Below are 25995 nucleotides of genomic sequence, written 5' to 3' on the forward strand. Positions count from 1 at the left end.
CCGAGTTCCTGGATGAAGTATGGGTAGTAGTCGGATGCCTTGAGGGGGCGTTCAGGGGCAGGTGGCCGGTGCTCAGCTGAGGACACGAAAAGGGGCGGCACGGCCGGTACCCGTACCGCCCTCCTCGGGCTGCATCCCTTGGTGAGGGCGTGTCTACCCGCAGAGATTCTTGTCCCCTGCCGGCGTCCTCGGGAGATCGACCCGCTCGAGGTGGGAGAACGTCACGGGCTCGGACTTAGGACGGTCCTCGAGCAGGCCCTCAGCGGTGGGTGCTGCCAGCTGAGGGACGTGGACGCCGAGGCCCTCGCTGAACGGCTTCGTCATGGTGATACTCGAGGTAGATTGCGTAATGTAATCCGTGGGTTCCATGGGTGCCTCTTCCTGGTTGGCGGCTCGGTTTTCATTCACTCATCGGGCCCGGTCGGAACCACGCGGCGTCTTCGACTCGAAGGGTGGCCCCTACTCCTGATCGGCGGCGGCGAGAACCTGGTCCACAAGATCTTCGAGGACTGCGATGTCGGCAGTCGGGCTGTCCACCGACTGGCTGATGACCGCGACGCTGATCGAGCCGCGCGCCGCGCTGACCGTCGTCGTGTTCTGCTTCTGACCCGTCGGTAGAGTCAGGACACCGCGAGCACCCATCGAGATTGCGCCCTCGTTGGTCGTTTCCACCACCGTGGATTCGCCTGTCGCCGTTTCGCCCTGCAGCTCGACCTGATAGGTGGAACAGGTTCCGGCGCGTGCTTCCGCATCCCCCTGCTGGGATCTGATCAGTTCCTCGGCACCGTCGAGTTCCGTGATGGTGATGATGGTCGTGCTCTGGTCGGTCGGGTTCACAGCGGCGCCGACCGCGTAGCGAGTGCCTTCAGGCATCTGCGCGGCCGCTTCTAACACCGCGCCACACTCCTCGGGGGTCACCACGAGACCTTCGATCGATTGCAGACCCTGCTGCGACAGCGCAGCGAGCTGCTCCGCAGGAACGATGGTGAGGGGTGTACCGTCCGGCATCGAGATCGTGGCGAGCACGGCAGAGAGCTCCTCGGAACCACTGACCCCCGCCGAGGAGCCCGAGGCGGAATCGGACGGCTCAGCTGTGGCTGCCGCGGAGGGCGCTGCGGACGCGGACTCGGACGCTGAAGCAGACGGAGTACCGGTCGACGACTCGGAGGCGACAGCCGAGGACGACGCCGGGGCTGCCGCCTCGTCCCCTCCTCCACAGGCGGTCAGGCCCAGCAAGGCGCCGGCGGCGAGAACGGACAGGGAAAGGACGCGTGACATGTGGACCCCCATTGTGATGGAGCCCACCCGGCTCCTCGTCAGAACCCTACAAGAACAACTCCTGGAACCGAGGGCCACACGAGCAAGGTGAGAGGACGGTCAGCCCACTGCAGCGAGGATCGCGTCGACGAGCCCCGGCATTTGGTTCCGCGCCCTCTCGGGCACCTCACCCGTTGGGCACCTCACCCGTTGGGCACCTCACCCGTTGCGGTGCGGACAGCGGCGACCGAGAAGAATCCGCTGCTGCCGACCCCGTCATGATTTGCTGCTCCCCGCCGTTCGAGGATGTCTGCCGTGTCACCGTGCCACACGTTTCCTGTGCATCGGGCTTTGTGGGCGTGGTCGGGGCGGCAGTAGCGGCCGCCGTCGACGGTAATCATCGGTACAGCCACCCCTCGGGTAAGAGCCGGCCCTCATCGATAAGCTTCGTGGTCGCGCGGCAGATACAGCACTGCGCCAGGGCCGGAATCATCATCAGGTGACTCAGTCCATCCCGTCGCTGTCCGGGGAGCGCTCTCATCAAGTACAACTGTGGTTGAGGGCCCTGGTCGCCTACGTGTTTCCCCCATTCACGTAGCCTGCCGGGGCCTTCCTCTATTCGTCCTCGAACGCACCGGGCGGCGGCGGTTTGTGCTCGCCGCGCTGCCCGTCGAGCCCGCCTGGCCTGTACGTCTGGATGATGTCCTGCCAGCCTTCGGGCATCCGCGGCCGGTGCAGCGGGCATTGCGTAATCTGCGCGTCCGCGCCGTAGGCCCAGCCATGCGGCGTGCCACCTCCCGTGCGGGTCAGCGGTGAGGTGCGTTCGCACTCGAAACACTCGGCCACCTGGTCACTTGTTGGTTGATTCGCGGCGATCCTTCAGTGAGTCAGGCGAGCTGTTGGCGCCAGACCGAGGCCGCCGGCTGGGTGTTCGGGCTCGGCGTCGAACCCAGACCGCGCAGCACCCGCGCTGCATGGAGTGTCCCGCTGCCACCGAAGGCATTCCTAAGCACCGTAGCGCGACTGCAAGACGCAGGGATGGATGCGCTGCGATCTGAACCATTCTGGGTTGGCTACTGGAGCTATGTGGTCAAGGACCCCGTGGGCCAGACCGTCGAACTCGCTGACGCAAACACCACGGGCCCCTAGCAGGGGCACGTTAGCCGATCCTCGTACGCCGTCGTCGGACACAATGAGATGTGCCCACTACCGAAAAGACCCGATCGCGATTGCTGGCCGCGCAGCAGGAAGAGGCCATGGTGCGCCTCGACCGGGTATCGCGTCCCGATCAGCGGGTCGACGGATTCGTTGTCGCTGTCGGTCGAAAGTGGGCTCTGCTTGCACAGACGATGGACGGAGGATTCTTCGACGGGTACGCAGCCGTCCGTCTACGCGAGGTCGCGCGCGTGAGACCCGACCAGAGCTTCGAGCAGGAGTTCGCCAGGACGCGGCCGGAATGGCCGCCAGCTCCTCCACCCGGTCGGCCTGTACCCGACCTTGATTCGACCTCGAGCATGCTCATCTCCTTCCTTGCCCCTCGTGTCCTGTTATCCATCGAACGAGACAAGAAGTACGACGCCATGTGGATCGGGGTTCCGGCCGAGCTAACGCGCCGGCATCTCTACCTTTGGGAGGTCCGGCCGGATGCAACCTGGCACGATGCTCCCCTTGGCTACCCTCCGCAGAGCATCACAATCGTCAGGACTGGAGACCACTACCTCGACGGTCTGGCTTCAATCGCTGGAACCGTTCCAGCGAAGGAATTTGTGCACCGCGAGGATGCACGCGCAGAGGTCAAGCGCTCCCGCTAGCGAAGGTGCTGCGCGGACAGGTGCTCAGTGAAGGATCGGTGCACGGACGCGAATGCTGCCCGCGCCTAGACTCGGCTACATGCTTGATGAGGTTGGTGATGCGTACTCACGTCGTGCAGCCGAGTACACCGAACTGCTCGGCTCGATGGATGCAGTGCACCCCTCCGACCGTCAGCTGGTTTCCTCCTGGGCTGATGGTATCGACGGCCAGATGATTGACGCCGGTTGCGGGCCAGGCCACTGGACGAACTTCCTCACGGGGCGCGGAGCTGCCATCACCGGCGTGGACCTGGTACCCGAATTCATCGACAGAGCCCGCAACTCGTATCCTGCCGTCTCGTTCGATGTCGGCAGCCTCGAGACCCTTGATATCCCACCAAGAACAGTGAGCGGGATTCTGTCGTGGTACTCGCTCATCCACCACAAGCCCAGCACAATCAGGATCCCCCTTCTGGAGTTCGCCCGCGTGCTTCGCCCTGGCGGCGCGCTACTTCTCGGCCTCTTCGAAAGCGCCGTCATTGAGGAGTTCGCTCACGCCGTGGCCCCGGCATACCGATGGCCGATAAGTGAGCTCAGTGAAGAACTGACGTCGGTTGGCTTCGACGTAGTCGAAACCCACACGAGGACAACCACCGGTCAGCGGCCCCACGCAGCGATCATCGCGCAGCGCAAAAGCGTCCGGTGACTCATCCCTCGTGGGACTGGTCCTCGGCGGGATCGTCTCAACGAGTGACGCGGCGTAGTGTTCCGCCATGAGCGCCCTTCAGCCCGGTGAGTCCCTCAATCCGCCTCCTGCTGTGATCGTCCAGCTGTTGGAGCGGATCGTGATTGAGCAGTGGCCTTCAGGATCAGAGCATTTCAAAAGCTACTTCGCCCGACTCGGCTGCACGCTAGGCGCACCAGTGGACCCTGACGATGAGACTTCTCTAGGCGTGACTCGAGGGCAGTTCTTTGTGCCAGGGGCTGCCGTGGAGGACGCTTCCTGGTCCGCTCTGAATGATGAGCTCTTCAACCTGGGCCTTTTCGCCTATGCCGGTGAGTGGAATTCCTCGCCCGTGGATGTCGAGGCCGGCTATGAGGCGATTCGGGCAGGCATCGCTGCTGCATTCGGTCCTTCACCGGAGGAGCGCACCGATCAGCGCGGTAACCGATCTGCGGTCTGGTTTGTTCAGGGAACTGCGATCGAGTTATACGCGCATGTAACCGAAGCGCCTGTGTTGCAGGCTGGCGCATCCCACGAGGAGCGGACAGCGAAGTTTGAAGACCTTATCAAGCAGCGGCCGGACCACACGAAATATTGAGCTTCTGATTCGAGAGAAGCATCAGCTACAGGCGCAGGCAACTGTCCGGTCAACGACCCTCACCGAACCCAGCATGCGACATACGGCTAACAGGTGGGTTTCGATCCCGCGGCAGCATTGATGTGATATGCGCCTGGGTTCACACTTAGGCACATGGGGTTCCGTTTCTTGGGACGAAGACGTAGGCCGACATGAGGAGTGATATGTCTAGTGCAACGCTGGCGAAGTCCACAATGACGTTTGGGGCGCGGTTCGGAGTCGCGACCGTCGCCCTGCTTGTGTTGGGCCCGCTCATCAACACGAATTTCGGCGTCGGAAACAGTTTGACCTTCCTGTCGCAACCCGAAATCTGGGATACAGCACCAGCAGCCGTGCTGGTATCGCTGATCTGTATGGTCCTTTTGGTTACTGGCTTTTTACTCTCCGTCATCCTCGTCACAGTCTCCCTCATCATTCGTCACAGTGAGACAAGCGAAGAAGCACGCATGAAGGACACTGCCTCCGCCATTCGCTGAACGCATCTTTTCGTTGCTCAGTGCCATGCACGGGTAAGGATCCTCAATCGCAACAGCTTGGAGTGCCCGAAGGTGATGACCGGCGGTGCGCTGTACCGAGCTAGATGCCTCTAACCTCGTGGCGTCATGCCCAGACGGTAGCAAGTCACGACTCAGGCGACTGACCTTAGCGATTCGACACGCGCCCGCCTACACGCTTTTTCCGTAGGAAGGCCCTTACGGTGAGAGCTCGATGAGCCTTATTTATGGAGCTTGTCTGACGATAATCAGCGATGTCTGACTCTGCGTCTGTACTCAACAAGAGAATGTCATCTAGGTTTAGGAGTTTTTCTTATGGATATCAGCTACGAGAAAACCGAAGAGGGCGAAGAATGGCTCTACGGAGAAGACGACGACATTCGCATGGTTGATGTTACGAAGGACGAGCAGGGTGACATTCAGGTGAGTGTTGGCGCTGTGGAGTTCGTACGCGACGAACCCTTGGAGTCACGACTTCGGGCAGCCGTCCTGGAGGCGATCAACAGCGTTGAAGGCGTCGAGAGCGCTGGGGAGGAGGACCGTGAAGTATGGTTCGTTGAAGGTGAGCCTTCCGGCGAAGCACTGGCGCGATCGGTAGGAACTGTTATCGATGGTCTGTACGACGAACTGTCTGCCTACGTTGACGGCCTCGGCTAAGCCCGAAGTGCCATTCAAGGTTCTTGGACGATGTGATCAGGTCCGTAGCAGTCGTCTCAGATTCCTAGGACGTGCTTTCGAAGGCTTGGTCTTGGTTCCTGTCGTGGGGTAGTAACAGAACCAGGGGAAACAGGCGCGACAGTAGGGGCAGGGGCTAAGGGTTTTTGATCGAGTATCCGCGATGCCATCTAGGCGGTCTGGGCCCGATGCCGGTCAGCGGTTGCGACCGGTTCAGGTGCTGTTCGGTGCGTGCGCTCAATGGACGGGGCGTTTTCCAGCTCCACTACGCGGTTTTCAGGCCTACCTGTTTACTTTGAGCTATTTCAGTGGACAGTTTCCGAGTTGCTCCTTGAACAGGGTGGAACCCAGCACCAGGCAGGCTGGTGAGGAGAATTTCCAGACATCTTCTGGGTCACGGCAGGTGATTTTCCCGGGAATCGCGGGGTACTGACTGTGAGGTTGCCGGGGTCAGTGGTGTGCTCAGCACATCGACTGACCACTTGCGGGTCGGCGTGCGGACGGGTATTGGACACAATTGGTACCGTCAGAGCTTGGTCGTGTCGTGGCTAAGTTGAGGATCCTTGTAGTACTCCGCTTCTATACTCCCGTTAGTTGGCACTGGCATTCGCTGGGCCGTGTTCTGGGGGTGCGGTATGGGTCGAGATCCTAAGTCTGCTGTTGTCCGAAGTGTCATTCAAGTGTCGGTGGCGCTGTTTCTCGTTGGTGCTACCGGATGCGCTGTTCTTGAGCCCAGTCTGCCCGCGCCTGATCGGAATCAGGCGGGGGAACTCGTTGCCGAAACGAACACGAACCCTTTCGCTCTCCTGCCCGGGGACTGTACCTCGACTCTGGCACCTCCCGACCAGGTCGATGTAACGACTTCCGGTGAAAGCTTCGACGTCCTTGAGGTGATCGCCATTCCGTGCGAAGACGAACACGTCTTTGAGGCCTATGCGGTCACGACGCTGCCCGATGGCGAGTATCTCGGAGAGCCATGGGCTATCGAGATGGCTGAAGAGTTTTGCGCAGCGGAGTTCGCGGACTTCGTTGGTCTCGCTTATGAGGAATCGGCGCTCTGGTTTACATCTCTTTATCCCACCAACGAAGGTTGGACGTGGAAGGACGACCGCGAGATTCTGTGCCTCATCTCTGCGGCGGAGGAAGTACCCACTACCGGAACTCTCGCCGGAGCTAAGCGATAACCAGGTTCTGCCCGGTTCGCGGCTCACACAACCATGTCCCGCTGACGCACAGCCGTCAATATTCTCCCCGTCCACGTTCGGTCGTTCAACGCACGATGCGCGATGCGCGATCGGCGTACGGACGCCGTTTCGGCGTACGCCCTCCGCTTAGGATGCGGTGATGAGCTCCTTGAACGTCCTGACGTTCCGTCCGCAGGGTCCTGACTTTGTCGCTTCTGAGTTCAGCCACAGATCCCGCCGCTCAAGACGTAGGGAGAGCACGCGATTAGACATCCTCATTGATGGCCGGCCTTTGCGAGTGTGGTGGCGGGACTGGGAACAACCTGAGTATGACTTCGACGTACCCATACCGCCCCTAGTCACTCGCCTCTCTCGGGCATCGATGCGGGAAGCGCTGATACAGCTAGGGCAGCTCCGTGGGTCAAGTCCCGGAGGTAGACCCATGACAGCTGAACTGTTCTATTGCGGGGGATGTTTCGACGTATCGGACGGAATCCTCGGCGTGCAGGTCAGTCGGGGCCAAAGCACAGTGACGTGGCAGAGGTTTGGGTGGATTGATGAGTCCGACGGCATCACCGAAGATGCTCTGATCACCAACGCACCACCCATCACCTTCGACGCTGCCGCGTACGACCGCGCCCTGGATGACGCTCAAGCCGCCCTCGCCAGCTTTTTCCGCCGCAGTCGGTAAGACGAACAGCTCAGGCATCAACTGTCCGGTCAGGGATCGTCTTACAGGGCCTGAGAGTCAGAGCTGAAGCTCTTCCGGGATGATGGCGACAGCCCGCTCGGCGATCTCGAAAAACAGGTTCATTGATGGCCCCAAGGGATCGTCGGCTGGGACATCATCGAGCCACGCCTGCATACGCGATGCCAGGCCGGCTCCAGATTCACCCCAGAACTCCCCACGATCGGGCAGTATCACGCCCGTTCAAACGTAGCCCTCGCGCTCATGGAGTACTGCCCACGTGACCGAGTCACGGGTTTCATCTTTCGAACCCCGTTCCCGAAGCTGCTCCTGAACCTCCGCGAAGAGGATCCAATCACTCCAACCGCGGGAGAGAGTCTTGAGGTCAGGAACAACAACTACTGTCATGGTCACCTTCGTTGACTTGCTCAGCTAAGAGTTCTCGCCAGCCTAGCGACCCTCTTCGTTATGTCGAAGTGAAATCCGCTGAGGGATCCGTCACCGAGATACCTCGGCCAGGTAAGTCCTTTTAGGATCAGTCCATGAGCGAGCACGAAGCGTCAGTTTCTGTCCCCAATGCCTTGGTCTTCATTGAATGCCGCGACGGTGGGGAGTTACCAGCGGCGCTAGCAAGCGGACCAGTGTCAGCCACTAGTTTGAGCATCGCGATCGGTACCCGGCATGGTGTCGACGGCCCGACATTACTTCGCATTCTCGACCGGTCTAAGTCTTCCGACCGTGGGGTCGGCAGTCACCTGCTTCACGCCCAGGCGCTATCGGTGCCTTCGGGCGTCCTGACCATCAAGGACGCCTACCTCGAAGAACTCGTCGAGCATCGTGTGCCTCGCCAGCTCAGGGTAGACGTCTACGTGAATGACCCAGCAGAACCCTCGGACATTAGCGTGGTCTTCTCAGCGATTGAGTGAATCTTCCGTGGCAGGCTTCGTCCCGCTCGAGGATCCCTAACGGCCCTCCGAGTCACCGTCGGCCCAAACGCTGGAACTTCACAATGTAGCGAGAACAGATTCGGCCGCACCGGCAGCGGCGCCTCACCGGGAACTAGGGTGATCTCCCCGTCGGTAGGCAGGGGCGGTGCAATGGCCATGAATTCAGGCGTTGGCAGCTCCCCGGCGTCGTCCCAGAGCAGCAGTTCCACCACCGGGTTCTCGGTGCCCTTGGGCCAGCCGGGTTGGTGCCCGACCACCACCACGATGGCGCACTTGCCGCCCGGAGAACGCAGCAGCACCGCGTCTCCGACGTTGAATGCCACACCGTGCGGCACCGGACGCCTGAGACGTTTGGCGCCGGTTGCCGTCCCGAGAGTTTCTCCAACAGCCTGTCGAGCACTTTCTTGCGCTGTTTCGCCAGGCCCGGGTCCTCCTCGTCCCAGCGAGCTACGTCGCCCCCACGATCCAGGATGCCCAGTGCCCTGTCGCGGACGCCGGGATCAAGGCGGCAGGTTTCCTGCTGGCCGCGGCAAGCGCTGACCAAAACACCGGCCCGTCATCCGGGTCATCCGCCTGCGCCGCATAGGAGCTGACGAGTCGTGCCGTCAGTTCCTGGGGTGGGATTTCGTCGAGGATCCCTTCCCGCCAATCCGAGCGCACGTCAGCGGTGAGCGCAGGTCCGTCCCGTCGAAGAATTCCTGACTTCGATGCAGGCGCTGCACAGCAAGGCACCGAAACTGGTGCGTGGCTTTGCAGGTCGGTCACTACCGTAAGCCGTGGCTCGATCGTCCCGCAGCAGGATCCCCTGCGGGCTGCGCTGAATGTCCTTATCGCTGCGGTGTACGGCTCGTGCGTCGATTGGGTTCAGTCAGTCGCGGAGCAACACGGCTTCGCCGTCGTCGTTGACCTCCTCGACACCGAGGTAGGCCAGATCGGCGACGAATCGCTTACGCGAGACTGGAGGTCCGTCAATGCTGCGGACATAGGCGATGTAGGCCTCGGTGGTGGAGATGGGACCGGATGAGCTGTTGTCGGTGGTGAACCAGTACCGCACGGAAGGATCCGGTGTGCTCTCCGGGTCAGCGATTGCAGGGTCGAAAGTGTGGTTGCAGGCAGGGCAGGAAGTGGTTGGCATAGCTGACAGCGTAGGGGTGATCGGTTGTTGTGGCATCAGGCCCTGGGCTGAGCTTTGCACCGAGCGGTTGAGGATCGCTGTACGGGCGTTGAGTGGAGATCTGACGAGTATCGTCGGACCGTGAAAACTCGTCTGATTGACCCTCGTGATGCAAACTCGGAGGTCGATGCGCCGACGTATCGCGTGTACTTCTGGGCTGACGACGCCGGCCGGAAAGAGGAGTGGGAGCTGTCAGAGACCGATCTTGATGCTGTCCTGCAATGGATACCTCAGCGCAGCAATGGGCGATCGCACAGCCTGTGGGCGGTCACTAAAGGGCTTGGTGATGTCACCCTAGTCCGGCTGCGCGGCATCGACCTCGACGCAGCTCCTGACACTTGGCCAGACTGGGCGAAGCAAGAGTATCGATAGCCGATCCTCCAGCGGGCCAGTTTCGCTGCAAACAGCGATCAGTCACTGAAGGAGCTCTAGGCTCATTGGATGGAAGATCGAAGCGCGCCGCGGTTGTCCTCGGCGGGTACGTGGCAGGGATGCGATAGGTCCTGTCCGCCCGACGAGCACTCCCACTACTTCGGCTCGTACGAACCACTTACAGCAGTACAACCCGACGACGTCGACGTCGAGGACGTCGCCCCTCCTGCCGGCCCGCGTGACACTGACGTCTGGCTGACGGAGTGGCAAGTGGCGGAAGACGGCTTCGACGTCGTACTCGATGAAGAGGTCGAGTGGACCCTCGTACCAATGGATCAGGAGTGGCTTGCTCGCCTGTTCGAGGGCCGCCGACCGGTGTCCCTGCAACGCGATACTTATGCCGGCACGCCAGGCGAGAGGTACGACGCGGCGGAGTGGACTCGCCTTTCAGGTTGTGTCACACGAATCGATCAAGTCTCTGTGCGGTACCCAGTAGATCGTGGAACTGGGTTGGCGGAAGTCGGGAGCGCCATGCAACACACCGTGCCCAGCGTGCGGCAGCGTCGCAGTCATCATGGGGGTCTGGTCGGTTGGATCGTGAGAATTGGAGATTCCGGGCAGTGAGCCTTTCTCGCTCACGAACACCACCCATTTCGCTTCCCAGCAGGGTTACTCCGAAAGTGCCCGGCGGAGGATCCTCTGGTGGACGTTCCGGAAGTGGGCGACGCTGCGTGGCTAGGGTGAAGCATGAACTCCAACGAACTCGCCCGGCTGACCGTGGGGTTCGTCGGGCTGCCGGTCGCTGTACTCACCGTCGGCTTCATCCTCTTACTGCGCAGGTCTCCAAGGAGGCCGTGGAGTAGGTACGTCTGGCTCCTTGCAGCGGCAATCATCGCTTGGGGTGCTCTTGTATTCATCCAAAGCAGTCTCGGGCCGTCGGAAGGGTCCGATGCCGAGGAGGTCCTTTTCGCTGTCGCCTACTACCTGTGGCCCATCCTGAGTCTTGGAACGATCGTGGTCGGTGGCAGCTTCTGGTGGCTCATCGGTCGTGCGGCCGTACTCGAGCGGGAGTCGTCACCGGAACATCTGGTCGGCCCGTAAGCCGATGGTGAATCGGCATGATGGGCGCACTCCTACTGCCAGGCTGCCGCAGGCTCAATGAGTAGAACAACGGTCCTGCAACGGTTCAGTGCACGTAGGGTCGATCCAATCGGTGAAACGTTACTCTGCGCGGATGAGGCAACAATATTTATCCGCTTTAGCAGCTTCCGGTCTGACCGTGGTTTTCCTCGCCAGCTGTAGCGCGACCAACGCAGTTTCGGAGGCCATCGAGGGCACCTTTACCGGTACCCAAACGATTGAATTGGGAGCACCACCAGAGGATGCCACGCACATCCGATTGGACCTCAAGTGCCTCAGCGCTGGCGTTCTCGTAGTGGCGGGCGGCGACGAGGTGACGTGCTCCAGTCCAGACGATGGCACGACCGTCGTCAATTCCTCGAGTCCCTTGCTGCCAGGACAAGACTCCTTCGAAGTGATGGCTGTGGATCCGGACGTCAGGTACGAGGTCACCGCGGTCTACGAGAACGGCGCCTCCGTCAAGTAGGACGCCAACCGCCCGTTGTGGGACCTCGAGCGGGACGTTCAACTAACAGGTAGATTCCGATTCCGCGGCGGCATTGATGCTGCCGTTGTTGGCGCTCCGGCTCTCCCGCCACCACCGATGCGGAAAGCCGACACGGACAACCGGCGGTGGAACGACCACATTCATTACGACCACGGAGTGACCGAGCGCTTCTGCTGCTCGCCGTCGATGACGAGGTCGATTCGCTCGTCGAGGAACGCGACGTATTCCTGCACGTCGGTTGCGTCGCTAAGCGGGTGCTCGTACTGCCAGGCAATGTCGTCGATTCTCCTGTCTCCGATGATCGCGGAGTACCAAGTCGCATAACCCTTGTACGAGCACATTGACCTCGTCGAACTGGGCTCGAGCGGCGCCACGACGTCCTCGATCGGAAGGTAGTACCGGGCAGGGAGGGTCGTCTCGAACAACATCCGAGCTCGGGTGGTGTCGGCCAAGACGTGGCCGTCGAGCATCAACTGGACGTGCCGGGAGGTGCGTCGAATATCGATGCGACCGTACGGATCGTGCGGATGGCTGATGATCTCGTCGTCTTCTTCGAACCACCTGTCGAAGTCGCCGAACGCGAGGATCACGTAGTTGGCGAGACCGGGGTCACGGGCGCGGAATCCAGCTGCTGCAGCGCCCGTTCCTGCAACGCGCACCTCGAGAAGCTCGCCCGGCGTCATGCGGACGTCAAACGGGGTACGCGGGTCGAACACGGGGATCTTCGACAGGTCGGGAAGCATGAATCCGACTGGGCCATTCTCGAGTGAGGCTGAGCTGCGAAGCGAGATTTCGGCGCGAATGTCCTTGTCGGGGACGGCATATCCTGGCACGACCCGGCGTGGTTCCCACACGAGCATCGCTTGCGTAGTGTCGACGACAGTCTGCCCGCCAAGGGTGGCACGGATGCGCTTTACTGTTGGCTCGTATCTCAGCTTTTGAAGCAGCTGCCCCATCACATCCCGCATACGCACGCCGGCCGTGTCGGGCTCGAGGTTGAGTGAGTGATCTAAAGCGCCTGACATGAACTTACGGTAGACCCGCGCCGCCGCGTCAGGATAGAGGCCGAGTACTCGTTACCGCATCACGCGCGCCACCCTCGCCGCGTACAGCTCACCGCGAGCTCCTAGGCCGCCTCTACGTCGATGACCGGCGGCAGTGAGGGCAGCGTCAGAACCGGGGCGGAACAGCGCTCGCGCAGGGCTACCTGGATCGGCAGGGGCGGCATCAGCCGGCCCCGCTCGATGATCTCGAGGGTCCGCCGGGACTGCGGAACGAGCGTCTTCGAGTCTGCGTCGTGGTATTCGCTGGGGTGAGTGATCATGGCTGGCTTCTCTTGCTGATGGGTCCGTCCACAGGTTATTCGTTGCCGGTGACACTTGGGCGAGGTGCCGCCGCGGTGATCGTCGTCACGGCGGCGATCGCCGGCTGCTGGTGGGCCCTCAGGCAGGTGTATGGCCGTGGCACGTGTGTGACGTCCGTTTCCGAGACGGCGAGGTTCAGCATCACGTCGATCTCGACCGGGCGTTGATGCGCGGTCCCGACCCGGCTGATTTCTCGTCCACACGACGTGGCGCCGATGCGGTCGCTGGCGAGGACGGCAATCCAGGTAAGTAGGTCGAAAACCCGCACGGCCCTCCTCTCAACGACTGACCACGAGTCTTCAGACTGCGATGTCGGGGGCGGCAGTCCGGTGTGCCGGTGACTCCCGTTCCTCGCCCCGGCTGGCATGGCATGCCGCCGAGCGCGAACCGGTATGTGCCTCCGCTGCAGCTCGCCCCACCCGATCAGTCGGCGACGGAGCCAGAGAAGGCACCTGCCCTGTGGGTGGAGTTGGATTGCCCGGACGGCCGGAAGCAGACGGTGAAGGGCTCCGCCATGGCATGGAGTCCTGATGCGATGTACGCGCAGTGGGTGGAGTTCTCGCGGGCCTGTGAGGCGTGGGTGCGGCAGGATCAGTGCCGGCGACGTGAGATCCCGGTCAAGAACCGTTTCTGTACCTGAGCAACAGGAGGCCGGTCACCCACCGCTCGCTCGAGGCGAACTACCCCACATCGGTGACGCCGGTGGGAGTGCGGGTGAGGAGCCTCCACCGAGCGCTCATCGTGTGTCACCGTGAGTCCGGCTTTCTGCAGTTCACGCACCTACTCACCATGATCCTGAGTAGGTGCCCTGTTGTTGCGGGGACAGGATTTGAACCTGTGACCTCTGGGTTATGAGCCCAGCGAGCTACCGAACTGCTCCACCCCGCGGCGCATGGTCGACCTTACGCACTACACGAGGAAGACACCAATCGAGGCCACCCCAGGACCGGGGCGCCTGGGCTGTTTCCCGCGGAGGCGGTCACGTTCAGGGACGGCAGCCGGGGAGCACCCGCCAGAGGTCGTTCAAGGCATGGCCGCGGTACGGGCATCAGCCCTATTAGTCTCACAAGGGCGGCATTCCTACTAATTCAGGCGAGGGGTCTATACATCGAATCGAAATTCAACCACGTTCCGTAGCCGGTCAACCTCTGCCTAAGGCCCTCGAATGACGCCAACGACCGCTGATCTGTTCAAGCTTTGATGTCGGCGGCTGAGGAAGTGCACTCCGTCTGGACGTATTGCTCGCTCGGGTACGACGGAGTGCACGACTTAGAGACCCCTCTTCGAAGTACCAGCGATACGGCAGCTGTCCGCGGATGGAAGTCGCCATCTAAAAAGTCGACACGGTTCCGCTACCCTGGGGTCACCGAAAAAAGTACGACCAAGGCGGTACTGAGCGCCTAGCAAAGCGCCGCACGGCTTGGATGGTATCCATGTAGTCCTTCGTGCGCTCAACATCCGGTGTCCCATCAGGGTGAGCAAAATATATGTCAGTAATCCGACCGGATCCCGCACCTAAAGCCTCAATGATGCCGCTGCACACCTCGTCCTGATGGGGACGCCATGCCAGCCGGGATGAGATTTGTGTTCCATACCGACGACCGTAATGCCGACCTACAACAAAGCGCCCGCCCCGATGAGGACGGACGCTCTGTCGACGTGGATTAGTACTTGGTGATTGTCAGGTTGGATACGGGGCACTGATCGGCGAGGCGCACCAGGGCTGCTTTCTCGCGTGAGTCAACGGTCATGCCCCAGCGGGCCTTCACCGTGATCCATTGAGCGACGTAGGAGCACCTGTTAAGTGGTGGCATCCAGTCCTCGGGCCCCTTGGCCTGCTTCTGTTGGTTCAAGAGCGTGGTCTGAGCGTTGAGGGAACCGGCATAGCCGATGTCGTTGTAGAACGCCACGCGGCGGGCCTGCGCCCAGTTCCTCGCTCCGGACCCCCAGGCCTCGGCGACAGGGACGGTGTGGTCGATCTGAACGGAGGACGCCGAGGTGTGGGTCTTGTTGTCCCAGGTTGTGATCCAGCGGCCCTTTGCGACGGTGCAGTTGCGGGCCGTCGTATAGGTGAGAGCGGCCTTGGTTTCAGTGACGAGGACCTCGGTACGCGTGTTCTGGCAGTCACGGTTTGCATCATTCCAGTCGCCGAAGTATCGGGTCCGGTCATAGCCGACATTGTTCTCGGTTGCCACGGGTAGTGCGCGTGCTGCGGCGCGGAGGTTGGTGACGTAGGTGGCTCCTGCTTCGGCGGGAGCGGTAATGCCGGTGAAGAGCAACCCGGCGGTAAGGACCGCGATGAGCCCCGATCTGATTTTCATGTGTATCCCGTAGTCATAGGCGTCCCCTTTGGACGCTTTTCGAAGTTTTGCACGGCATGTCACACGCCGACCAGAATCTGAGCAGATCTTGAGGCAAGGCGTTTGATTCGGACCGTTCCCAGGATTGCGTCCGAGTACGTTTCGCGGATTCACAGACGAGCAGGATCTGAATGTCACCAAGTGCCGCCACTCAGAAACGTTTGGCTCGACGGGGTTCCTGCGATCGATCGATTGATGACTGCGGGAGCGGACGTTCTCGAACTCCACGTGTGCACCGCTTTCCGACCCCTTGAGGAGTGACACAACCGGGGGCGGCCCAGCGAATGGTGGCCTCCGATACCGCCATGTAGGTTGCACACAGGACCTCGCAGGCTAGGACCAGCGGGAGTGCGCAATCACTACGAGGGGAAGTGTTGTTGCATGACCGCGATCTGGGATGAACCAAGCGAAACACAGGGTCCGGCATCGACCGTGAGGCCGAGCCCGCCCCGGTCGATCCGTGGACTAAGGCTCGCGCTCCTGCTCTCCTACCTGTTGCCCCGTATCTTCCTGCTCGCGTACGGGACCAGGGATAGCAGCTTTGGCTACGGCGGGACCTTCTTCACGTTCTTTCTGTTCGTCCTGCCGGTCATGTACCTGATCTCGCTGGTCTACCTGATCGTCTGGCTGAGGACACGGCGCCGGTACCGTTTCAGCGGGGGTGCCTGGAGCAAAGCCATCATCCTCATGTCGGGCGTGGAGGTGATGATCGCGGTCATCGTATCGATCGTCCTGCAGCAGGTTCTGACCTACAACCCGGGCGGGTAGTCATGCGCTGAAGGCAAAATCGGGTCGGGAGCAATCACCAGCACGGAAGTACTTCAGGTTCCCATCGGCCGAGGCAGCTAAGACAAGAAGGCCCAGGATGCAGTCAGCATCCCGGGCCTCTCTCAAGCAATTGATTGAGATCTACACATTGAACCGGAATTCCACCACGTTCCGTAGCCGAATAACGTATGTTGCACCACTGACCAGCGGATCATGCTGGTGACCTCACGCGTGCTAAGCGGGTTCACCGTGCGCTGCTGCGGCCACCTCGCGGTCGTCGGCCCCGGAAAAATCGTTCATCCGTGTGGGCTTCGGCCGTCGGCCTGTACTGCGGACCCACCGGCCCTGTACATCGCGGCGTCAATGCGACTCGATCGGGTCCACGACGAAAGTTCCTGAGGGAAATCCGATCCACCCCGACCGCCCCTCACGAAAAAGATCCGCGGCTCGATGCAGACACAGATAAGCATCCTGACGACCGTGCCGGGACTCGAGTGCGTCAAGCACCTCGCCCGTACTGCGCAGCCTTCGCTCCTTCCCCTGACCGTCGATGAGCAGATACGTCCAGTGATGCTTCAGACCAAGGACCCCCGAGCGGGCGTGTTCGACTACCTTGAGATACTGCTCTCTCAGGGCTGCCATACTGATCACCCCATCTATAGCCGGCGAATCAATTTACCAGCCGATAGTCCTGCGCGGACGGTAGATGACCGAGCACATCTTTCATTACGACTCGCGAGTACCAGCCGATATCGAACTCGTACTCTGATCCGACCGCGAAGGAAGATGCAACTTCCTCTTGATTCTCGAAATCTACGCCCTGATCAATGACTACTGGCCCGCAGTCGGCGGTTTCAACCAAGACCTCTGCCGTCGACACTGACCCCCTGGACCCGCCCGACGCCGTTCTCGGTTCCGCTAAGACAATTTCACCGCGCACACAGTCTCGACGGCGATCTTGTCTAGACGGGGCTCAGGACGACACCCAGCCCGATCAGGATGATGGCTATCCCGAGGAGGTTCCACAACCACCCGAATCCTCGCCTGCGCGATTCGCCTCGCGGACTCTCGCTTACCATCAGCGCCCCTCGTTCATCAGCAATGACTCTTGCTAAAGTCCGCTTGCATGGCGCCCAGCTGAAGGCGCCGAAGAACCTCCCGCAAATCGTCGAGGCGGCAGAACGTCGTCAGATCAGGCGTCGCGAAGATAGGGTTGAACACGTCGAGGTCTTTCGGCCGGGATGGTCAGTGTGAGACCTTCGATCCCCCACGCACCGGGCCTTTAGAAATCTCCGCCCGGGTAGATGCCCTCGGGCAAGGTGAAGCACGCGGATCCCGAGGCGATACGGATCTCGTTCGGGGAGAATCCTTCGGAGACGAGATAATTCTCCCCTGGAGCAGGCGGGTCGATCTGGATCCGATAGATTTCATTTTCGTTCCTATCGACTTCGTCCCTATCGACGGATATTTCGGTTCCGTTTTCCCGGTAGTGGGCTTCGATGGTTTTCACGATGGGCTCTATCTCGGTTCCTTCGGCGACCGTGACCGTGGTTGAAGCATTCCAGTTGTGCTGGGTCTCGTTGCAGGACAGAAGCGTGCCCGTTTTCTTCTGATCGATCGAGAGAACAGCGGCTTCCGGGATCAGTGCGGCGATCTCCCGTTCCATGGCCTGGGTGTGGGCTTTGGCTTCCTGCCAGGTGAGTTCAGCGTTCATCGGTTCCTCCGGTGTTAGAGCAGCCGTTGGCGCAGGTGGCTCGGTCGAACTTGCGTTAGGGTTTCCAGCACAACCGGCAAGCCCGATCAGACCCACCAGCAACAACGTCATGGCACCGCTTCGCGCCCTCATCGAATAACAGTTCTCAGCATTTTTTCGAGCGCTTTCTTGTTGTCTTCGCTGCCGGTGGCGATGAGGCTGTGGTTGTCCATGAGGATGTTCCCTTCTTCGACGCTGTTGATCGCACCGTCGAGTTCGTCGTCGTCGGGTCCGCGGTAGAAGTGCTGGTCGAACTCATCGCGATGAATCGGGTTGTTTCCATCCCACACAACCCCTCTATTCGTGAAGGGGTTGGTAACTCCCTGACCATGGATGAGCACATCGTAGTAGTACAGGTTCGAGTATTCCGTAGTCGGCTGGGGTTCCCAGTCCGGGAGCATCCCGGCCCCGGCGAGGGAAATCACCTTGTCATACCGGGCTCCGGCGACTTCGGAGCTGGTGATGTTCGCCAGGCCCCAGCTGTGTCCGATGCCGGTTTGTTCGGCACCGTTCAGGTAGGGATCCGTGCGCATCCCGGACTCGAAGGATGCCAGTTGCTGCCCGGACGCGCGTGCAAGGTCCTGATCGTTCGCCTCGCCGATTCTCCCCATGTTCGGGCCGCCGGCGGTGTCCTCCTCCCCGGGGAACCGCCCATCCTTGTAGACGAAAGCCACCGTCCCCGACACCTCATCATTGATGTATTTCGACACCTGCTGCACCCCGCCTGTGTAGAAGCTGTTCATCCCGGTGAATGTCCCCGGGACGTAGGTGATCACGTGCCGTGTGTCGGGGTCTGGAGTGCCGATCAACTCCACGATCCGGGACCGATCCCGGTCATAGAGGTAGAGCTGCACGTCCCCGGCTTCCACCTGCTTCAGGTATGCCACCTCATTTTGCAGTATCTTCGTTCGGTTCGGGTCGTGGCGGGCTTGCCCGGTCCCCGACGACGACTTCAGGGCTGCTTCCAGATCCTTCTCCGCCGCCCGGAGCAGGTTCGGCGCGTTCAACTGGTTGGCCCGTACCCTGGCCAGTGCGGGCATCCCGTCCAAAGCGCCGAACATCGCAGGAGCCGCAGCGAGCAGCAACTCCTGCAGCTGCGAGGCGCCGGCCACGCCCGCGGCGGTGCCGGCCACGCCCGCGGCGGTGCCGGCCCCCGCGTTCATGCCCGACCACCAGGCCCCGATCATCGATGGACCCATGCGCTGAAGGGTCTGCTGCCATCCGGTCAATGTTGCCAGCGCTTTGGTATCCGCCGGCGTCGCAGTAGACAGATAGCTCAGCAGGGCCGCACCCGATAAGGACGCCGGTACGGTGGCAAGCACAAGAACGTCGTTCGATACTGTCATCTGACCGACATGTCCGCTGCCACCGGCAGCACGGAACGTCGAAGCGATGTCGGAAAGCCGGGTCGCGTCCTGATGGTTGTCCTCCAGGAACCGCCGCAGCCCGCTACCGACAGCGTGGAGATCAGAGTGCGCCCAAGAGCATTCCTGCTCGAACTCGGACACTGCCGCACTGACTTTGTCAGCTGCTCCTCGGGCGGTGTCGTCCAGGATCCTGAAGGTCGACACCGCGGAGTCCAGGGTGGCAGGATCAGCGGAACTCGCCCCAGCGGTGCTTCCGCTCGCCCAGGCACGCAGGCCCTGCCGTGCAGTGTCCGCGTTCACCGACGGACGGTCGGTCTTCTCCATGGACGGGCGCGGCCCCGTATCCACTGCAACACCGCTACCGGCGCTCGCCCATCCGGCGGTAAGAGCCCACTCCGTCAGCTCATCTCGGCGACGCTGCTCGACCTCCGCGGCGCTCTTCGCTTTCTGGGCCTGACGGGCGACATCGTCCAGCATATGGACCAACTCGGAACGGGCCGCCCGTTCAGCGGCAACGTTCTCCCGGAAACAGTCCGCGAACACGCCCCGGAATTCCGCAAGAGCAGCCGTTGAGACCTGCTCCCGTCCGCTGCGTTGATCCTGCAACGCACGTGCCGCGTCTCGACATGCACCGATCAGATGATCGGCGACCCCCTTATCGAAATTCATTCAAACTCCCCCAGACAAACGAACAGGCACGCGCCACGACGAACCCAACCCAATGCGGCTCTTCAGACATCCGGTAGGGGTCATTGTTCGAGGCCGCCGGCGGCGAGGAGCATGCCGAGCCGGTAGTTGCGGCGATTGCGATAGCCGCGGGCGAGGCGACCGTGGAGTTCGATGATGCCATTGATGGCCTCTGTGCCGCCGTTGTTCGCGCGGTGGTTCGTGATGTAGGCAAGGAAGGCCTGACGCCAGCGCCGCCCGCTGCACCGTTCCCGCCACCGCGTAGTCGAACCGCCCACCATGGGAGGCATCCGATTCCGGCAATAACGGCATCTCCACGAACTCGGTCACAACGAACGCCCCCAGGCAAAGCACAACAGCAAGAAAACAGCAGGAAAAAATCGAACCCGCCGGGCAAAGACCCGTTCGGGAAAAGCAAGAAGAAAAGAGACCTACAACAGGAAGAAACCTATAAGAAAAGAGACCTGCACCAACCACGACCGGCGGAGGACACCCCCGCCCACGGCAGAACAACGCAAAAAGACCCGCTGAGCGAAGACCCGGTCCGGGAAAGCCAGTACCGGGGGAACCTCTGTTTCCGTGACGATCCCGCTGACCGCGCCACTCCACCACGTGGCGCGGTCAGCCGGAAGTCACCGCGAAAGGCTCCTGCTCAGGCGCCGCCGCCGGCGGAGAAGATGTCCTGGGAGATCTTCTGCAGCTGCGTCCGCAGCTCCTCGAGCTCCTGGCGGGCCTTGTCCAAAGCGGCCTTCGTCTCAGGCCACGTGGACCCACGGAACTGCGAGGCCAACGGCCCGTCCCAGACATTCGGGTCCGACAGGATCTTGCCCTGCCCATCCAGCGCCGAGATCTGATCCGTGAAACCACCATTGATGATCGACTGGACCTGACCGATAGCAGCCTTCGCCTGCTCGGTAGACAACACACGCGACATAAAAAACATCCTCCCCAAGAGACCACCGCTTCAATGCCGGATAAAGAGAAACACCGGCGAGCGGACGCTGATGACCCTACCAACACCAACCCGGTGAATCTAGACCGGCAAGAACGACCACGCGGCAGGTCCACGAATCCTCGTCCTCCTGACAGATTGCCACGTGCAGAACCGAACGCTCTCAACTCAGCAGAAACACCCCGTACGCAGAGTAGCGAAACGACGCGCATCCGGGAGGAAAGAAAAGCCTCACTTAATTCTATGGATGAGGATCAACAGGCCCTCCGACCGATAAATCGAACCTGCAGATCAACCACGGAATTTACACATTAAATCTAAATTCGACCACGTCGCCGTCGGACATGACGTATTCCTTGCCCTCGATGCGGACCTTGCCGCGGGACTTCGCCTCGCTCATCGAACCTGCGTCGATGAGGTCGTCGAACGAGACCACCTCGGCCTTGATGAAGCCGCGCTGGAAGTCCGAGTGGATGACGCCGGCGGCCTCGGGCGCCGTCGCACCCTTCTTGATCGTCCAGGCACGGGTCTCCTTGGGACCTGCCGTGAGGTAGGTCTGCAGGCCGAGGGTGTGGAAGCCGACGCGCGCCAGCTGGTCGAGGCCGGACTCCTCCTGGCCGTTCATCTCGAGCATCTCGCGGGCCTCGGCCTCGTCGAGCTCCACGAGGTCGGCTTCGAGCTTGGCGTCGAGGAAGATGGCATCTGCCGGGGCCACGAGCTGGCGCAGCTCCTCCTGGCGCTCGGGACTGCCGAGGACGGCGTCGTCGACATTGAACACGTAGATGAACGGCTTTGCGGTGAGCAGGCTGAGCTCGCGGAGGTGATCCATCTCGAGCTTGTCGCTGGCGACCGACGAGAAGATGGTGTCGCCGCGTTCGAGGACGGACTGCGCGGCCTGCATGGCGCTGAGCTGCGCGGCCTCGCGCTTCTTGATCTTCACTTCCTTCTCGACGCGCGGGATGGCCTTCTCGAGCGTCTGCAGGTCGGCGAGGATCAGTTCGGTGTTGATGGTCTCCATGTCGGAGCGCGGGTCCACCTTGCCGTCGACGTGGATGACGTCGGGATCGTCGAACACACGGATGACCTGGGCGATCGCCTCGGCCTCGCGGATGTTGGCGAGGAACTGGTTGCCGAGGCCCTCCCCCTCCGACGCACCCTTGACGATGCCTGCGATGTCCACGAAGGAGACGGTCGCCGGCAGCACCTGCTTCGACCCGAAGACCTCGGCGAGGCTCGCGAGGCGGGGATCGGGCAGGCTGACCACGCCGACGTTCGGCTCGATGGTCGCGAACGGGTAGTTCGCCGCCAGGACGTTGTTGCGCGTCAGCGCGTTGAAAAGTGTTGATTTGCCGACGTTGGGCAGTCCGACGATGCCGATAGTAAGAGCCACGGGAGACAAGTCTACCGGGCGTCGGCACACGGCCCGGCGGTGTCGGCGCGCCTGATTGTCGGAGGTTCCTGCGACAGTGTGGGCATGAGTACAACCGCCGCCCTCCTCGTCCTCCTCGCCTTCCTCATCGGCTGCGCCGTCGGCGCGTTCCTGGTGTACCGCGCCGTGCGGCTGCGCGACGACGAGCTGCGCAGCGAGCTCGACGACGCCACGGCCCGCCTGGGGAGCACGACGACGGAGCTCGCGGCCGCCGCTGCGCAGCGCGATCTCCTGCAGCAGCACAACCGCGAGCTGACCGGCAAGACATCCACCGACAACGACGTCCTGCGGGCCCTGGCGCCGGTGGCGGAGAAGCTGACGCAGGTCCAGCGGCAGGTGGGCCTGCTCGAGCGCGACCGGGTGGAGCAGTACGGGCAGCTCGCGCGGCAGCTCGAGGAGTCGCGCGAGGCGGATGCACTCCTGCTGTCGACCACCTCCTCCCTGGCCGGAGCCCTTCGCAGCAACAGTGCGCGCGGCCAGTGGGGTGAGGTGCAGCTGCGACGCGTGGTGGAGGCGGCCGGCATGCTGTCGCGCGTCGACTTCCTCGAGCAGGTGTCCTTCACGGCGGGCGACGGGGAGCGGGCGCGGCCCGACATGGTGGTCCAGCTTCCCGGGGACAAGCAGCTCGTGATCGACGCCAAGGTACCCCTGAGCGCCTTCCTCGCGGCGCAGGAACTGGGAGGCGCATCGGACGAGCGCGGTGACGCCGATGCCGGCGCGCGCCGCAACGACCTGCTGAAGCAGCACTCGAAGGCGCTCCGGGCGCACGTGGACGCCCTCGCCCGGAAGAAGTACTGGGAGGGCGCCACCAACTCCCCCGAACTCGTCATCTGCTTCATCCCGGTCGAATCCGTGCTCTCCGAGGCGTTGCGGGCCGACCCCGAACTGCTCGACTACGCCTTCTCGCGCAATGTCGCCCTCGCTTCCCCGGTGTCGCTCCTCGGCATCCTCAAGGGCGCCGCGTTCAGCTGGCGGCAGGCCGTCCTGACCGACAACGCCCGCGAGCTGTTCGACCTGTCCAAGCAGCTGTACGAGCGCCTCGGCACCATGGGCGGCCACGTGACCCGCCTCGGGACGTCCCTGAAGACGTCGGTGGAGCGCTACAACTCGTTCGTCGGTGCCCTCGAAACGAGGGTGCTCCCCACGGCCCGCCGCATCGGCGCGTTCGATTCGGCGTCCCTCGACGCCGTCGAGGCCGCCGTGGACAGTGCTGCCGGGAGTTCCGAGGGGGCAGGAGGCGCCGACGTGAGCCTTCTCGGCACGGCCCGCGCGCAGCGCGCAGGCAGCGCCGGATCGTCCGACCGGGCGGCGGCGACCATCGACGCCACGCCCCGTTCCCTGACCGCCCATGAACTCCTCGAGGAGTCGGCCGGCTGACTGGAGAAATCCCCCCGCTGACGACCGGAGAGGTCGGCGGCCCGTCCTATGGTCATGAGGCACTACCCGGGACGACGACGGCGGCCCCTCTGAAGGAGGGGCCGCCGTCGTCGCGGGGTCTGTGGGCGCGCTGCCGCCGCGTCGAACCGCGTCGCGTCAATCCGAACGGTCAGTTGAGATTCGAGCGGTCCTGCCGCTGGCCCCGACCGCCGACAGAGGGGGTGGAGTCGCCCATGGCCTTCAGAGCGGCGCGGATCTCCTTGGGCAGGGAGAAGATGATGTCCTCCTGCGCCGTCACCACTTCCTCCACCTGGCCGTACCCGTAGTCGGCGAGGAGCCGGAGAACGTCCTGGACGAGGTTCTCCGGGACGGAGGCACCGGAGGAGATGCCGACAGTGGCGACGCCCTCGAACCAGGACTCGTCCACCTCGTTGGCGAAGTCGACGCGGTGCGCGGCCTTCGCGCCGTACTCGAGCGCGACCTCCACCAGACGGACCGAGTTCGAGGAGTTGGCGGAGCCCACCACGATGACGAGGTCGGACCCGGGTGCGATCTTCTTGATCGCCGCCTGCCGATTGGACGTGGCGTAGCAGATGTCGTCGCTGGGTGGGTCCTGCAGCGTGGGGAAGCGTTCCTTGAGCAGGTTCACGGTCAGCATCGTCTCGTCGACGCTGAGGGTGGTCTGGGAGAGCCAGATGAGCCTCTCGGGGTCACGCACCTGCACCTTGTCGACGTCCTCGGGACCGTTGACGATCTGGATGTGGTCGGGAGCCTCCCCGGCGGTGCCCTCCACCTCCTCGTGCCCCTCGTGGCCGATCAGGAGGATGTCGAAGTCGTCCCGGGCGAAGCGCTGGGCCTCCTTGTGCACCTTCGTGACGAGGGGGCAGGTGGCGTCGATGGTGCGCAGGCCGCGGTCCTCGGCGGACTGCACGACGGCGGGCGACACACCGTGGGCGGAGAAGACGACGAGCGCCCCCTCGGGGACCTCGTCGGTCTCGTCGACGAAGACGGCGCCCTTCGCCTCGAGCGTCGACACGACGTGCAGGTTGTGCACGATCTGCTTGCGCACGTACACGGGCGGGCCGTAGTGCTCGAGCGCCTTCTCGACGGCGATGACCGCACGGTCCACGCCGGCGCAGTATCCGCGCGGGGCCGCGAGCAGTACCTTCTTCGCCCCGGCCACCGGCGCGGCTGCGAGCACGTCCTCGGGTGAGCGACGCCTGCGCGGGATGGTGGGCATGGGGACCTGAACGGTGGTACTGGTCATGATCCGATTCTACCGGCTCGCCCTCCCGCCTCCGGCTGTTCGGGTGCCGCTCCGCTGTGAGCTAAGCCCTACGGCGTCGCCCGAGGAGGAGTTGGCCGACGATGCCGAGGACGAGTGCGATCACGCCCGCGACGATCACGGGCATGCTCGACCCCGCGATGTCCGCTCCGGCCCGCCCGGCAAGGCCCCCGATGAAGACGTCCGCGATCGCAGTGGTCCCGGGCGCCCTGGCCGCCACTCCTGGTACCCAGTCCCCCGCCAGCAACCCGAGGGCGCCGATCCCGACGAGGCCGAGCCCGAGGAACGCGAGGGTGGTGCCGCGCCGTCGTGCGACAGCGACGGCCAGCAGCCCCAGGACCGCCGCGCCCGCGAGGTACAGCCGCCATCCCTCGACGGCGTCGGCGACTGCGCTCAGCATCCCGCCGCGCTCGAGGGACCCGACGTCGATCGTCGTGTCGTCCGGCACAGGCACGTCCAGGCCCAGCCGACCTCCGACGTCCTCGGCAAGGAGCTCCGCCACCGGCCGGAGGTCGAGGGTCAGCACCGCCGGCGCGGGCTCCCCTGGGCCGGGCGCCTCGGTGAGGGTGAAGGCGTGGGACAGGCGCAGTGTCTCCGTCCAGGCCGCCGGATAACCCGCCGAGCCGGTGACGGCACCCGCGGCGTCGAGGACGACCGGTTCGACGAAGGACTGCAGCTGTTCGGGCAGCCCGCTGGTCGCCGTGACCTCCTGGGCGAGCGACTCCGCGAGCGCCGCCTGGAAGTCGGGGTCGCTCCCCAGGGGGGCGGCGAGTGCCACGAAGCCGGATTCCTCGACGAGGTTCTCGTCGATCCAGGCGGACGCCAGGCCTCCGGCGGCGACGACGAGCGCGAGTAGGGCCAGGACGGCAGAGACGAGGGTCCGCATGGAATCCTTAGGTGGTGGTCGAGTGCACGATTATGCCGGTTCGGTCGTTCTCGGACACAGTGCCCGGCAGCCATGGCCCCTGCGTGCTGCACATAGCGGCCCGTCGGGATGCGGTGTGGGTCGGGGATGGTAGAGATGGACAGTGCACTTTCGAGGAGCAGGAACGGGAGCACGGAGCTCCCCGAGGACAGGACACCC

At 62.8% G+C, this 25995-nt stretch carries 30 protein-coding genes, 1 tRNA gene and 1 pseudogene; 14 read left to right on the forward strand and 18 right to left on the reverse strand.

From position 1 onward, the window contains the following. Positions 1-153: 153 nt before the first annotated feature. The 3 genes from AC4D2C_RS15135 to AC4D2C_RS15145 all read right to left on the reverse strand — a co-directional run bounded on the left by AC4D2C_RS15135 (position 154) and on the right by AC4D2C_RS15145 (position 2103). Positions 154-324 (reverse strand): hypothetical protein, encoded by a 171-nt coding sequence (locus AC4D2C_RS15135; RefSeq protein WP_490915666.1) that lies wholly within the window; start codon positions 322-324, stop codon positions 154-156. Positions 325-459: 135 nt separating this feature from the next. Further along, positions 460-1026, reverse strand: a complete 567-nt coding sequence (locus tag AC4D2C_RS15140) for a hypothetical protein (RefSeq protein ID WP_490915667.1) — start codon at positions 1024-1026, stop codon at positions 460-462. Positions 1027-1872: 846 nt separating this feature from the next. After that, positions 1873-2103, reverse strand: a complete 231-nt coding sequence (locus tag AC4D2C_RS15145) for a hypothetical protein (RefSeq protein WP_490915668.1) — start codon at positions 2101-2103, stop codon at positions 1873-1875. 353 nt (positions 2104-2456) lie between these two features. On the opposite strand from AC4D2C_RS15145, the gene AC4D2C_RS15150 reads away from it, so the two are divergent. The 7 genes from AC4D2C_RS15150 (at position 2457) to AC4D2C_RS15180 (ending at position 7452) form a co-directional block, all read left to right on the forward strand. After that, complete coding sequence (locus tag AC4D2C_RS15150; RefSeq protein WP_490915669.1) at positions 2457-3068, forward strand: hypothetical protein; 612 nt, start codon at positions 2457-2459, stop codon at positions 3066-3068. Between the two features lie 79 nt (positions 3069-3147). Beyond that, positions 3148-3753 carry a class I SAM-dependent methyltransferase gene (locus tag AC4D2C_RS15155; protein WP_490915670.1) on the forward strand — a complete coding sequence of 202 codons (606 nt, stop codon included), beginning with the start codon at positions 3148-3150 and terminating at the stop codon, positions 3751-3753. A 67-nt stretch (positions 3754-3820) separates the two neighbouring features. Beyond that, positions 3821-4369 carry a hypothetical protein gene (locus tag AC4D2C_RS15160; RefSeq protein ID WP_490915671.1) on the forward strand — a complete coding sequence of 183 codons (549 nt, stop codon included), beginning with the start codon at positions 3821-3823 and terminating at the stop codon, positions 4367-4369. A 203-nt stretch (positions 4370-4572) separates the two neighbouring features. Then, the gene (locus AC4D2C_RS15165; protein ID WP_490915672.1) at positions 4573-4884 is read left to right on the forward strand and encodes a hypothetical protein; all 312 of its coding nucleotides are present in this window, start codon (positions 4573-4575) and stop codon (positions 4882-4884) included. A gap of 333 nt (positions 4885-5217) precedes the next feature. Further along, positions 5218-5559, forward strand: coding sequence for a hypothetical protein (locus AC4D2C_RS15170; RefSeq protein ID WP_490915673.1), 342 nt, complete (start codon positions 5218-5220; stop codon positions 5557-5559). Positions 5560-6257: 698 nt separating this feature from the next. Beyond that, a complete protein-coding gene (locus tag AC4D2C_RS15175; RefSeq protein WP_490915674.1) occupies positions 6258-6761 on the forward strand; it encodes a septum formation family protein in 504 nt (167 codons plus the stop codon). Between the two features lie 442 nt (positions 6762-7203). Continuing rightward, positions 7204-7452 (forward strand): hypothetical protein, encoded by a 249-nt coding sequence (locus AC4D2C_RS15180; RefSeq protein WP_490915675.1) that lies wholly within the window; start codon positions 7204-7206, stop codon positions 7450-7452. Positions 7453-7509: 57 nt separating this feature from the next. Here the strand turns inward: AC4D2C_RS15180 and AC4D2C_RS15185 are convergent, their stop codons facing one another. After that, positions 7510-7686: a hypothetical protein gene (locus tag AC4D2C_RS15185; protein ID WP_490915676.1), complete on the reverse strand. Its 177-nt coding sequence runs from the start codon at positions 7684-7686 to the stop codon at positions 7510-7512. A gap of 305 nt (positions 7687-7991) precedes the next feature. On the opposite strand from AC4D2C_RS15185, the gene AC4D2C_RS15190 reads away from it, so the two are divergent. Beyond that, positions 7992-8375: a hypothetical protein gene (locus AC4D2C_RS15190; RefSeq protein ID WP_490915677.1), complete on the forward strand. Its 384-nt coding sequence runs from the start codon at positions 7992-7994 to the stop codon at positions 8373-8375. 889 nt (positions 8376-9264) lie between these two features. Here AC4D2C_RS15190 and AC4D2C_RS15195 read toward each other — a convergent pair. Beyond that, positions 9265-9531 carry a hypothetical protein gene (locus tag AC4D2C_RS15195; RefSeq protein ID WP_490915678.1) on the reverse strand — a complete coding sequence of 89 codons (267 nt, stop codon included), beginning with the start codon at positions 9529-9531 and terminating at the stop codon, positions 9265-9267. A gap of 120 nt (positions 9532-9651) precedes the next feature. On the opposite strand from AC4D2C_RS15195, the gene AC4D2C_RS15200 reads away from it, so the two are divergent. The 4 genes from AC4D2C_RS15200 (at position 9652) to AC4D2C_RS15215 (ending at position 11548) form a co-directional block, all read left to right on the forward strand. Further along, entirely contained in the window at positions 9652-9942 is a 291-nt protein-coding gene (locus tag AC4D2C_RS15200) for a hypothetical protein (RefSeq protein WP_490915679.1), read from the forward strand. Positions 9943-10011: 69 nt separating this feature from the next. Beyond that, on the forward strand, positions 10012-10566 hold the full coding sequence (locus AC4D2C_RS15205) for a DUF6578 domain-containing protein (protein WP_490915680.1): 555 nt from the start codon (positions 10012-10014) through the stop codon (positions 10564-10566). A gap of 123 nt (positions 10567-10689) precedes the next feature. Continuing rightward, a complete protein-coding gene (locus tag AC4D2C_RS15210; RefSeq protein WP_490915681.1) occupies positions 10690-11043 on the forward strand; it encodes a hypothetical protein in 354 nt (117 codons plus the stop codon). Positions 11044-11176: 133 nt separating this feature from the next. Continuing rightward, entirely contained in the window at positions 11177-11548 is a 372-nt protein-coding gene (locus AC4D2C_RS15215; RefSeq protein WP_490915682.1) for a hypothetical protein, read from the forward strand. 164 nt (positions 11549-11712) lie between these two features. Here AC4D2C_RS15215 and AC4D2C_RS15220 read toward each other — a convergent pair whose 3' ends face one another. From AC4D2C_RS15220 to AC4D2C_RS15240, 5 genes are all read right to left on the reverse strand, one after another. Then, a complete protein-coding gene (locus AC4D2C_RS15220; protein ID WP_490915683.1) occupies positions 11713-12594 on the reverse strand; it encodes a DUF427 domain-containing protein in 882 nt (293 codons plus the stop codon). A gap of 101 nt (positions 12595-12695) precedes the next feature. After that, the gene (locus AC4D2C_RS15225) at positions 12696-12893 is read right to left on the reverse strand and encodes a hypothetical protein (RefSeq protein ID WP_490915684.1); all 198 of its coding nucleotides are present in this window, start codon (positions 12891-12893) and stop codon (positions 12696-12698) included. A 35-nt stretch (positions 12894-12928) separates the two neighbouring features. Further along, positions 12929-13201 carry a hypothetical protein gene (locus AC4D2C_RS15230; RefSeq protein WP_490915685.1) on the reverse strand — a complete coding sequence of 91 codons (273 nt, stop codon included), beginning with the start codon at positions 13199-13201 and terminating at the stop codon, positions 12929-12931. 546 nt (positions 13202-13747) lie between these two features. After that, positions 13748-13821: transfer RNA gene (locus tag AC4D2C_RS15235), tRNA-Met, on the reverse strand. 776 nt (positions 13822-14597) lie between these two features. Next, a complete protein-coding gene (locus tag AC4D2C_RS15240; RefSeq protein WP_490915686.1) occupies positions 14598-15254 on the reverse strand; it encodes an HNH endonuclease family protein in 657 nt (218 codons plus the stop codon). Between the two features lie 420 nt (positions 15255-15674). Between AC4D2C_RS15240 and AC4D2C_RS15245 the strand changes: the two genes are divergently transcribed. Then, on the forward strand, positions 15675-16061 hold the full coding sequence (locus tag AC4D2C_RS15245; RefSeq protein WP_490915687.1) for a hypothetical protein: 387 nt from the start codon (positions 15675-15677) through the stop codon (positions 16059-16061). 670 nt (positions 16062-16731) lie between these two features. Here the strand turns inward: AC4D2C_RS15245 and AC4D2C_RS15250 are convergent. From AC4D2C_RS15250 to ychF, 6 genes and pseudogenes are all read right to left on the reverse strand, one after another. Beyond that, positions 16732-16941: a hypothetical protein gene (locus AC4D2C_RS15250; RefSeq protein ID WP_490915688.1), complete on the reverse strand. Its 210-nt coding sequence runs from the start codon at positions 16939-16941 to the stop codon at positions 16732-16734. A gap of 402 nt (positions 16942-17343) precedes the next feature. Further along, entirely contained in the window at positions 17344-17775 is a 432-nt protein-coding gene (locus AC4D2C_RS15255; RefSeq protein ID WP_490915689.1) for a hypothetical protein, read from the reverse strand. A gap of 128 nt (positions 17776-17903) precedes the next feature. Beyond that, positions 17904-19850: a hypothetical protein gene (locus tag AC4D2C_RS15260; protein WP_490915690.1), complete on the reverse strand. Its 1947-nt coding sequence runs from the start codon at positions 19848-19850 to the stop codon at positions 17904-17906. Between the two features lie 80 nt (positions 19851-19930). After that, positions 19931-20104 (reverse strand): annotated as a pseudogene (locus AC4D2C_RS15265) (transposase); the annotation flags it as partial. A gap of 416 nt (positions 20105-20520) precedes the next feature. After that, positions 20521-20802 (reverse strand): pyrophosphorylase, encoded by a 282-nt coding sequence (locus AC4D2C_RS15270; RefSeq protein ID WP_490915691.1) that lies wholly within the window; start codon positions 20800-20802, stop codon positions 20521-20523. A gap of 322 nt (positions 20803-21124) precedes the next feature. After that, positions 21125-22210 (reverse strand): redox-regulated ATPase YchF, encoded by a 1086-nt coding sequence (gene ychF / locus AC4D2C_RS15275; protein WP_490915692.1) that lies wholly within the window; start codon positions 22208-22210, stop codon positions 21125-21127. An 84-nt stretch (positions 22211-22294) separates the two neighbouring features. Here ychF and AC4D2C_RS15280 point away from each other — a divergent pair, with 84 nt between their 5' ends. Further along, a complete protein-coding gene (locus tag AC4D2C_RS15280; protein WP_490915693.1) occupies positions 22295-23626 on the forward strand; it encodes a DNA recombination protein RmuC in 1332 nt (443 codons plus the stop codon). A gap of 169 nt (positions 23627-23795) precedes the next feature. Here the strand turns inward: AC4D2C_RS15280 and AC4D2C_RS15285 are convergent, their stop codons facing one another. Both AC4D2C_RS15285 and AC4D2C_RS15290 read right to left on the reverse strand, forming a co-directional pair. Beyond that, positions 23796-24893 carry a 4-hydroxy-3-methylbut-2-enyl diphosphate reductase gene (locus AC4D2C_RS15285; protein ID WP_490915694.1) on the reverse strand — a complete coding sequence of 366 codons (1098 nt, stop codon included), beginning with the start codon at positions 24891-24893 and terminating at the stop codon, positions 23796-23798. Between the two features lie 61 nt (positions 24894-24954). After that, the gene (locus AC4D2C_RS15290) at positions 24955-25797 is read right to left on the reverse strand and encodes a hypothetical protein (RefSeq protein WP_490915695.1); all 843 of its coding nucleotides are present in this window, start codon (positions 25795-25797) and stop codon (positions 24955-24957) included. Positions 25798-25995: the final 198 nt, after the last annotated feature.

This window comes from Arthrobacter sp. TJ-240 (assembly GCF_058269195.1).

Bases quoted from the DNA above. Each gene is read 5' to 3' on its own strand.
- AC4D2C_RS15255 (WP_490915689.1), bottom strand. From the start codon at position 17,775: ATGAACGCTGAACTCACCTGGCAGGAAGCCAAAGCCCACACCCAGGCC.
- AC4D2C_RS15155 (WP_490915670.1), top strand. From the start codon at position 3,148: ATGCTTGATGAGGTTGGTGATGCGTACTCACGTCGTGCAGCCGAGTAC.
- AC4D2C_RS15205 (WP_490915680.1), top strand. From the start codon at position 10,012: ATGGAAGATCGAAGCGCGCCGCGGTTGTCCTCGGCGGGTACGTGGCAG.
- AC4D2C_RS15260 (WP_490915690.1), bottom strand. From the start codon at position 19,850: ATGAATTTCGATAAGGGGGTCGCCGATCATCTGATCGGTGCATGTCGA.
- AC4D2C_RS15190 (WP_490915677.1), top strand. From the start codon at position 7,992: ATGAGCGAGCACGAAGCGTCAGTTTCTGTCCCCAATGCCTTGGTCTTC.
- AC4D2C_RS15225 (WP_490915684.1), bottom strand. From the start codon at position 12,893: ATGATCACTCACCCCAGCGAATACCACGACGCAGACTCGAAGACGCTC.
- AC4D2C_RS15170 (WP_490915673.1), top strand. From the start codon at position 5,218: ATGGATATCAGCTACGAGAAAACCGAAGAGGGCGAAGAATGGCTCTAC.
- AC4D2C_RS15160 (WP_490915671.1), top strand. From the start codon at position 3,821: ATGAGCGCCCTTCAGCCCGGTGAGTCCCTCAATCCGCCTCCTGCTGTG.
- AC4D2C_RS15210 (WP_490915681.1), top strand. From the start codon at position 10,690: ATGAACTCCAACGAACTCGCCCGGCTGACCGTGGGGTTCGTCGGGCTG.
- AC4D2C_RS15280 (WP_490915693.1), top strand. From the start codon at position 22,295: ATGAGTACAACCGCCGCCCTCCTCGTCCTCCTCGCCTTCCTCATCGGC.
- AC4D2C_RS15285 (WP_490915694.1), bottom strand. From the start codon at position 24,893: ATGACCAGTACCACCGTTCAGGTCCCCATGCCCACCATCCCGCGCAGG.
- AC4D2C_RS15245 (WP_490915687.1), top strand. From the start codon at position 15,675: ATGACCGCGATCTGGGATGAACCAAGCGAAACACAGGGTCCGGCATCG.
- AC4D2C_RS15135 (WP_490915666.1), bottom strand. From the start codon at position 324: ATGACGAAGCCGTTCAGCGAGGGCCTCGGCGTCCACGTCCCTCAGCTG.
- AC4D2C_RS15195 (WP_490915678.1), bottom strand. From the start codon at position 9,531: ATGCCAACCACTTCCTGCCCTGCCTGCAACCACACTTTCGACCCTGCA.
- AC4D2C_RS15240 (WP_490915686.1), bottom strand. From the start codon at position 15,254: ATGAAAATCAGATCGGGGCTCATCGCGGTCCTTACCGCCGGGTTGCTC.
- AC4D2C_RS15270 (WP_490915691.1), bottom strand. From the start codon at position 20,802: ATGTCGCGTGTGTTGTCTACCGAGCAGGCGAAGGCTGCTATCGGTCAG.
- AC4D2C_RS15215 (WP_490915682.1), top strand. From the start codon at position 11,177: ATGAGGCAACAATATTTATCCGCTTTAGCAGCTTCCGGTCTGACCGTG.
- AC4D2C_RS15290 (WP_490915695.1), bottom strand. From the start codon at position 25,797: ATGCGGACCCTCGTCTCTGCCGTCCTGGCCCTACTCGCGCTCGTCGTC.
- AC4D2C_RS15165 (WP_490915672.1), top strand. From the start codon at position 4,573: ATGTCTAGTGCAACGCTGGCGAAGTCCACAATGACGTTTGGGGCGCGG.
- AC4D2C_RS15180 (WP_490915675.1), top strand. From the start codon at position 7,204: ATGACAGCTGAACTGTTCTATTGCGGGGGATGTTTCGACGTATCGGAC.
- AC4D2C_RS15220 (WP_490915683.1), bottom strand. From the start codon at position 12,594: ATGTCAGGCGCTTTAGATCACTCACTCAACCTCGAGCCCGACACGGCC.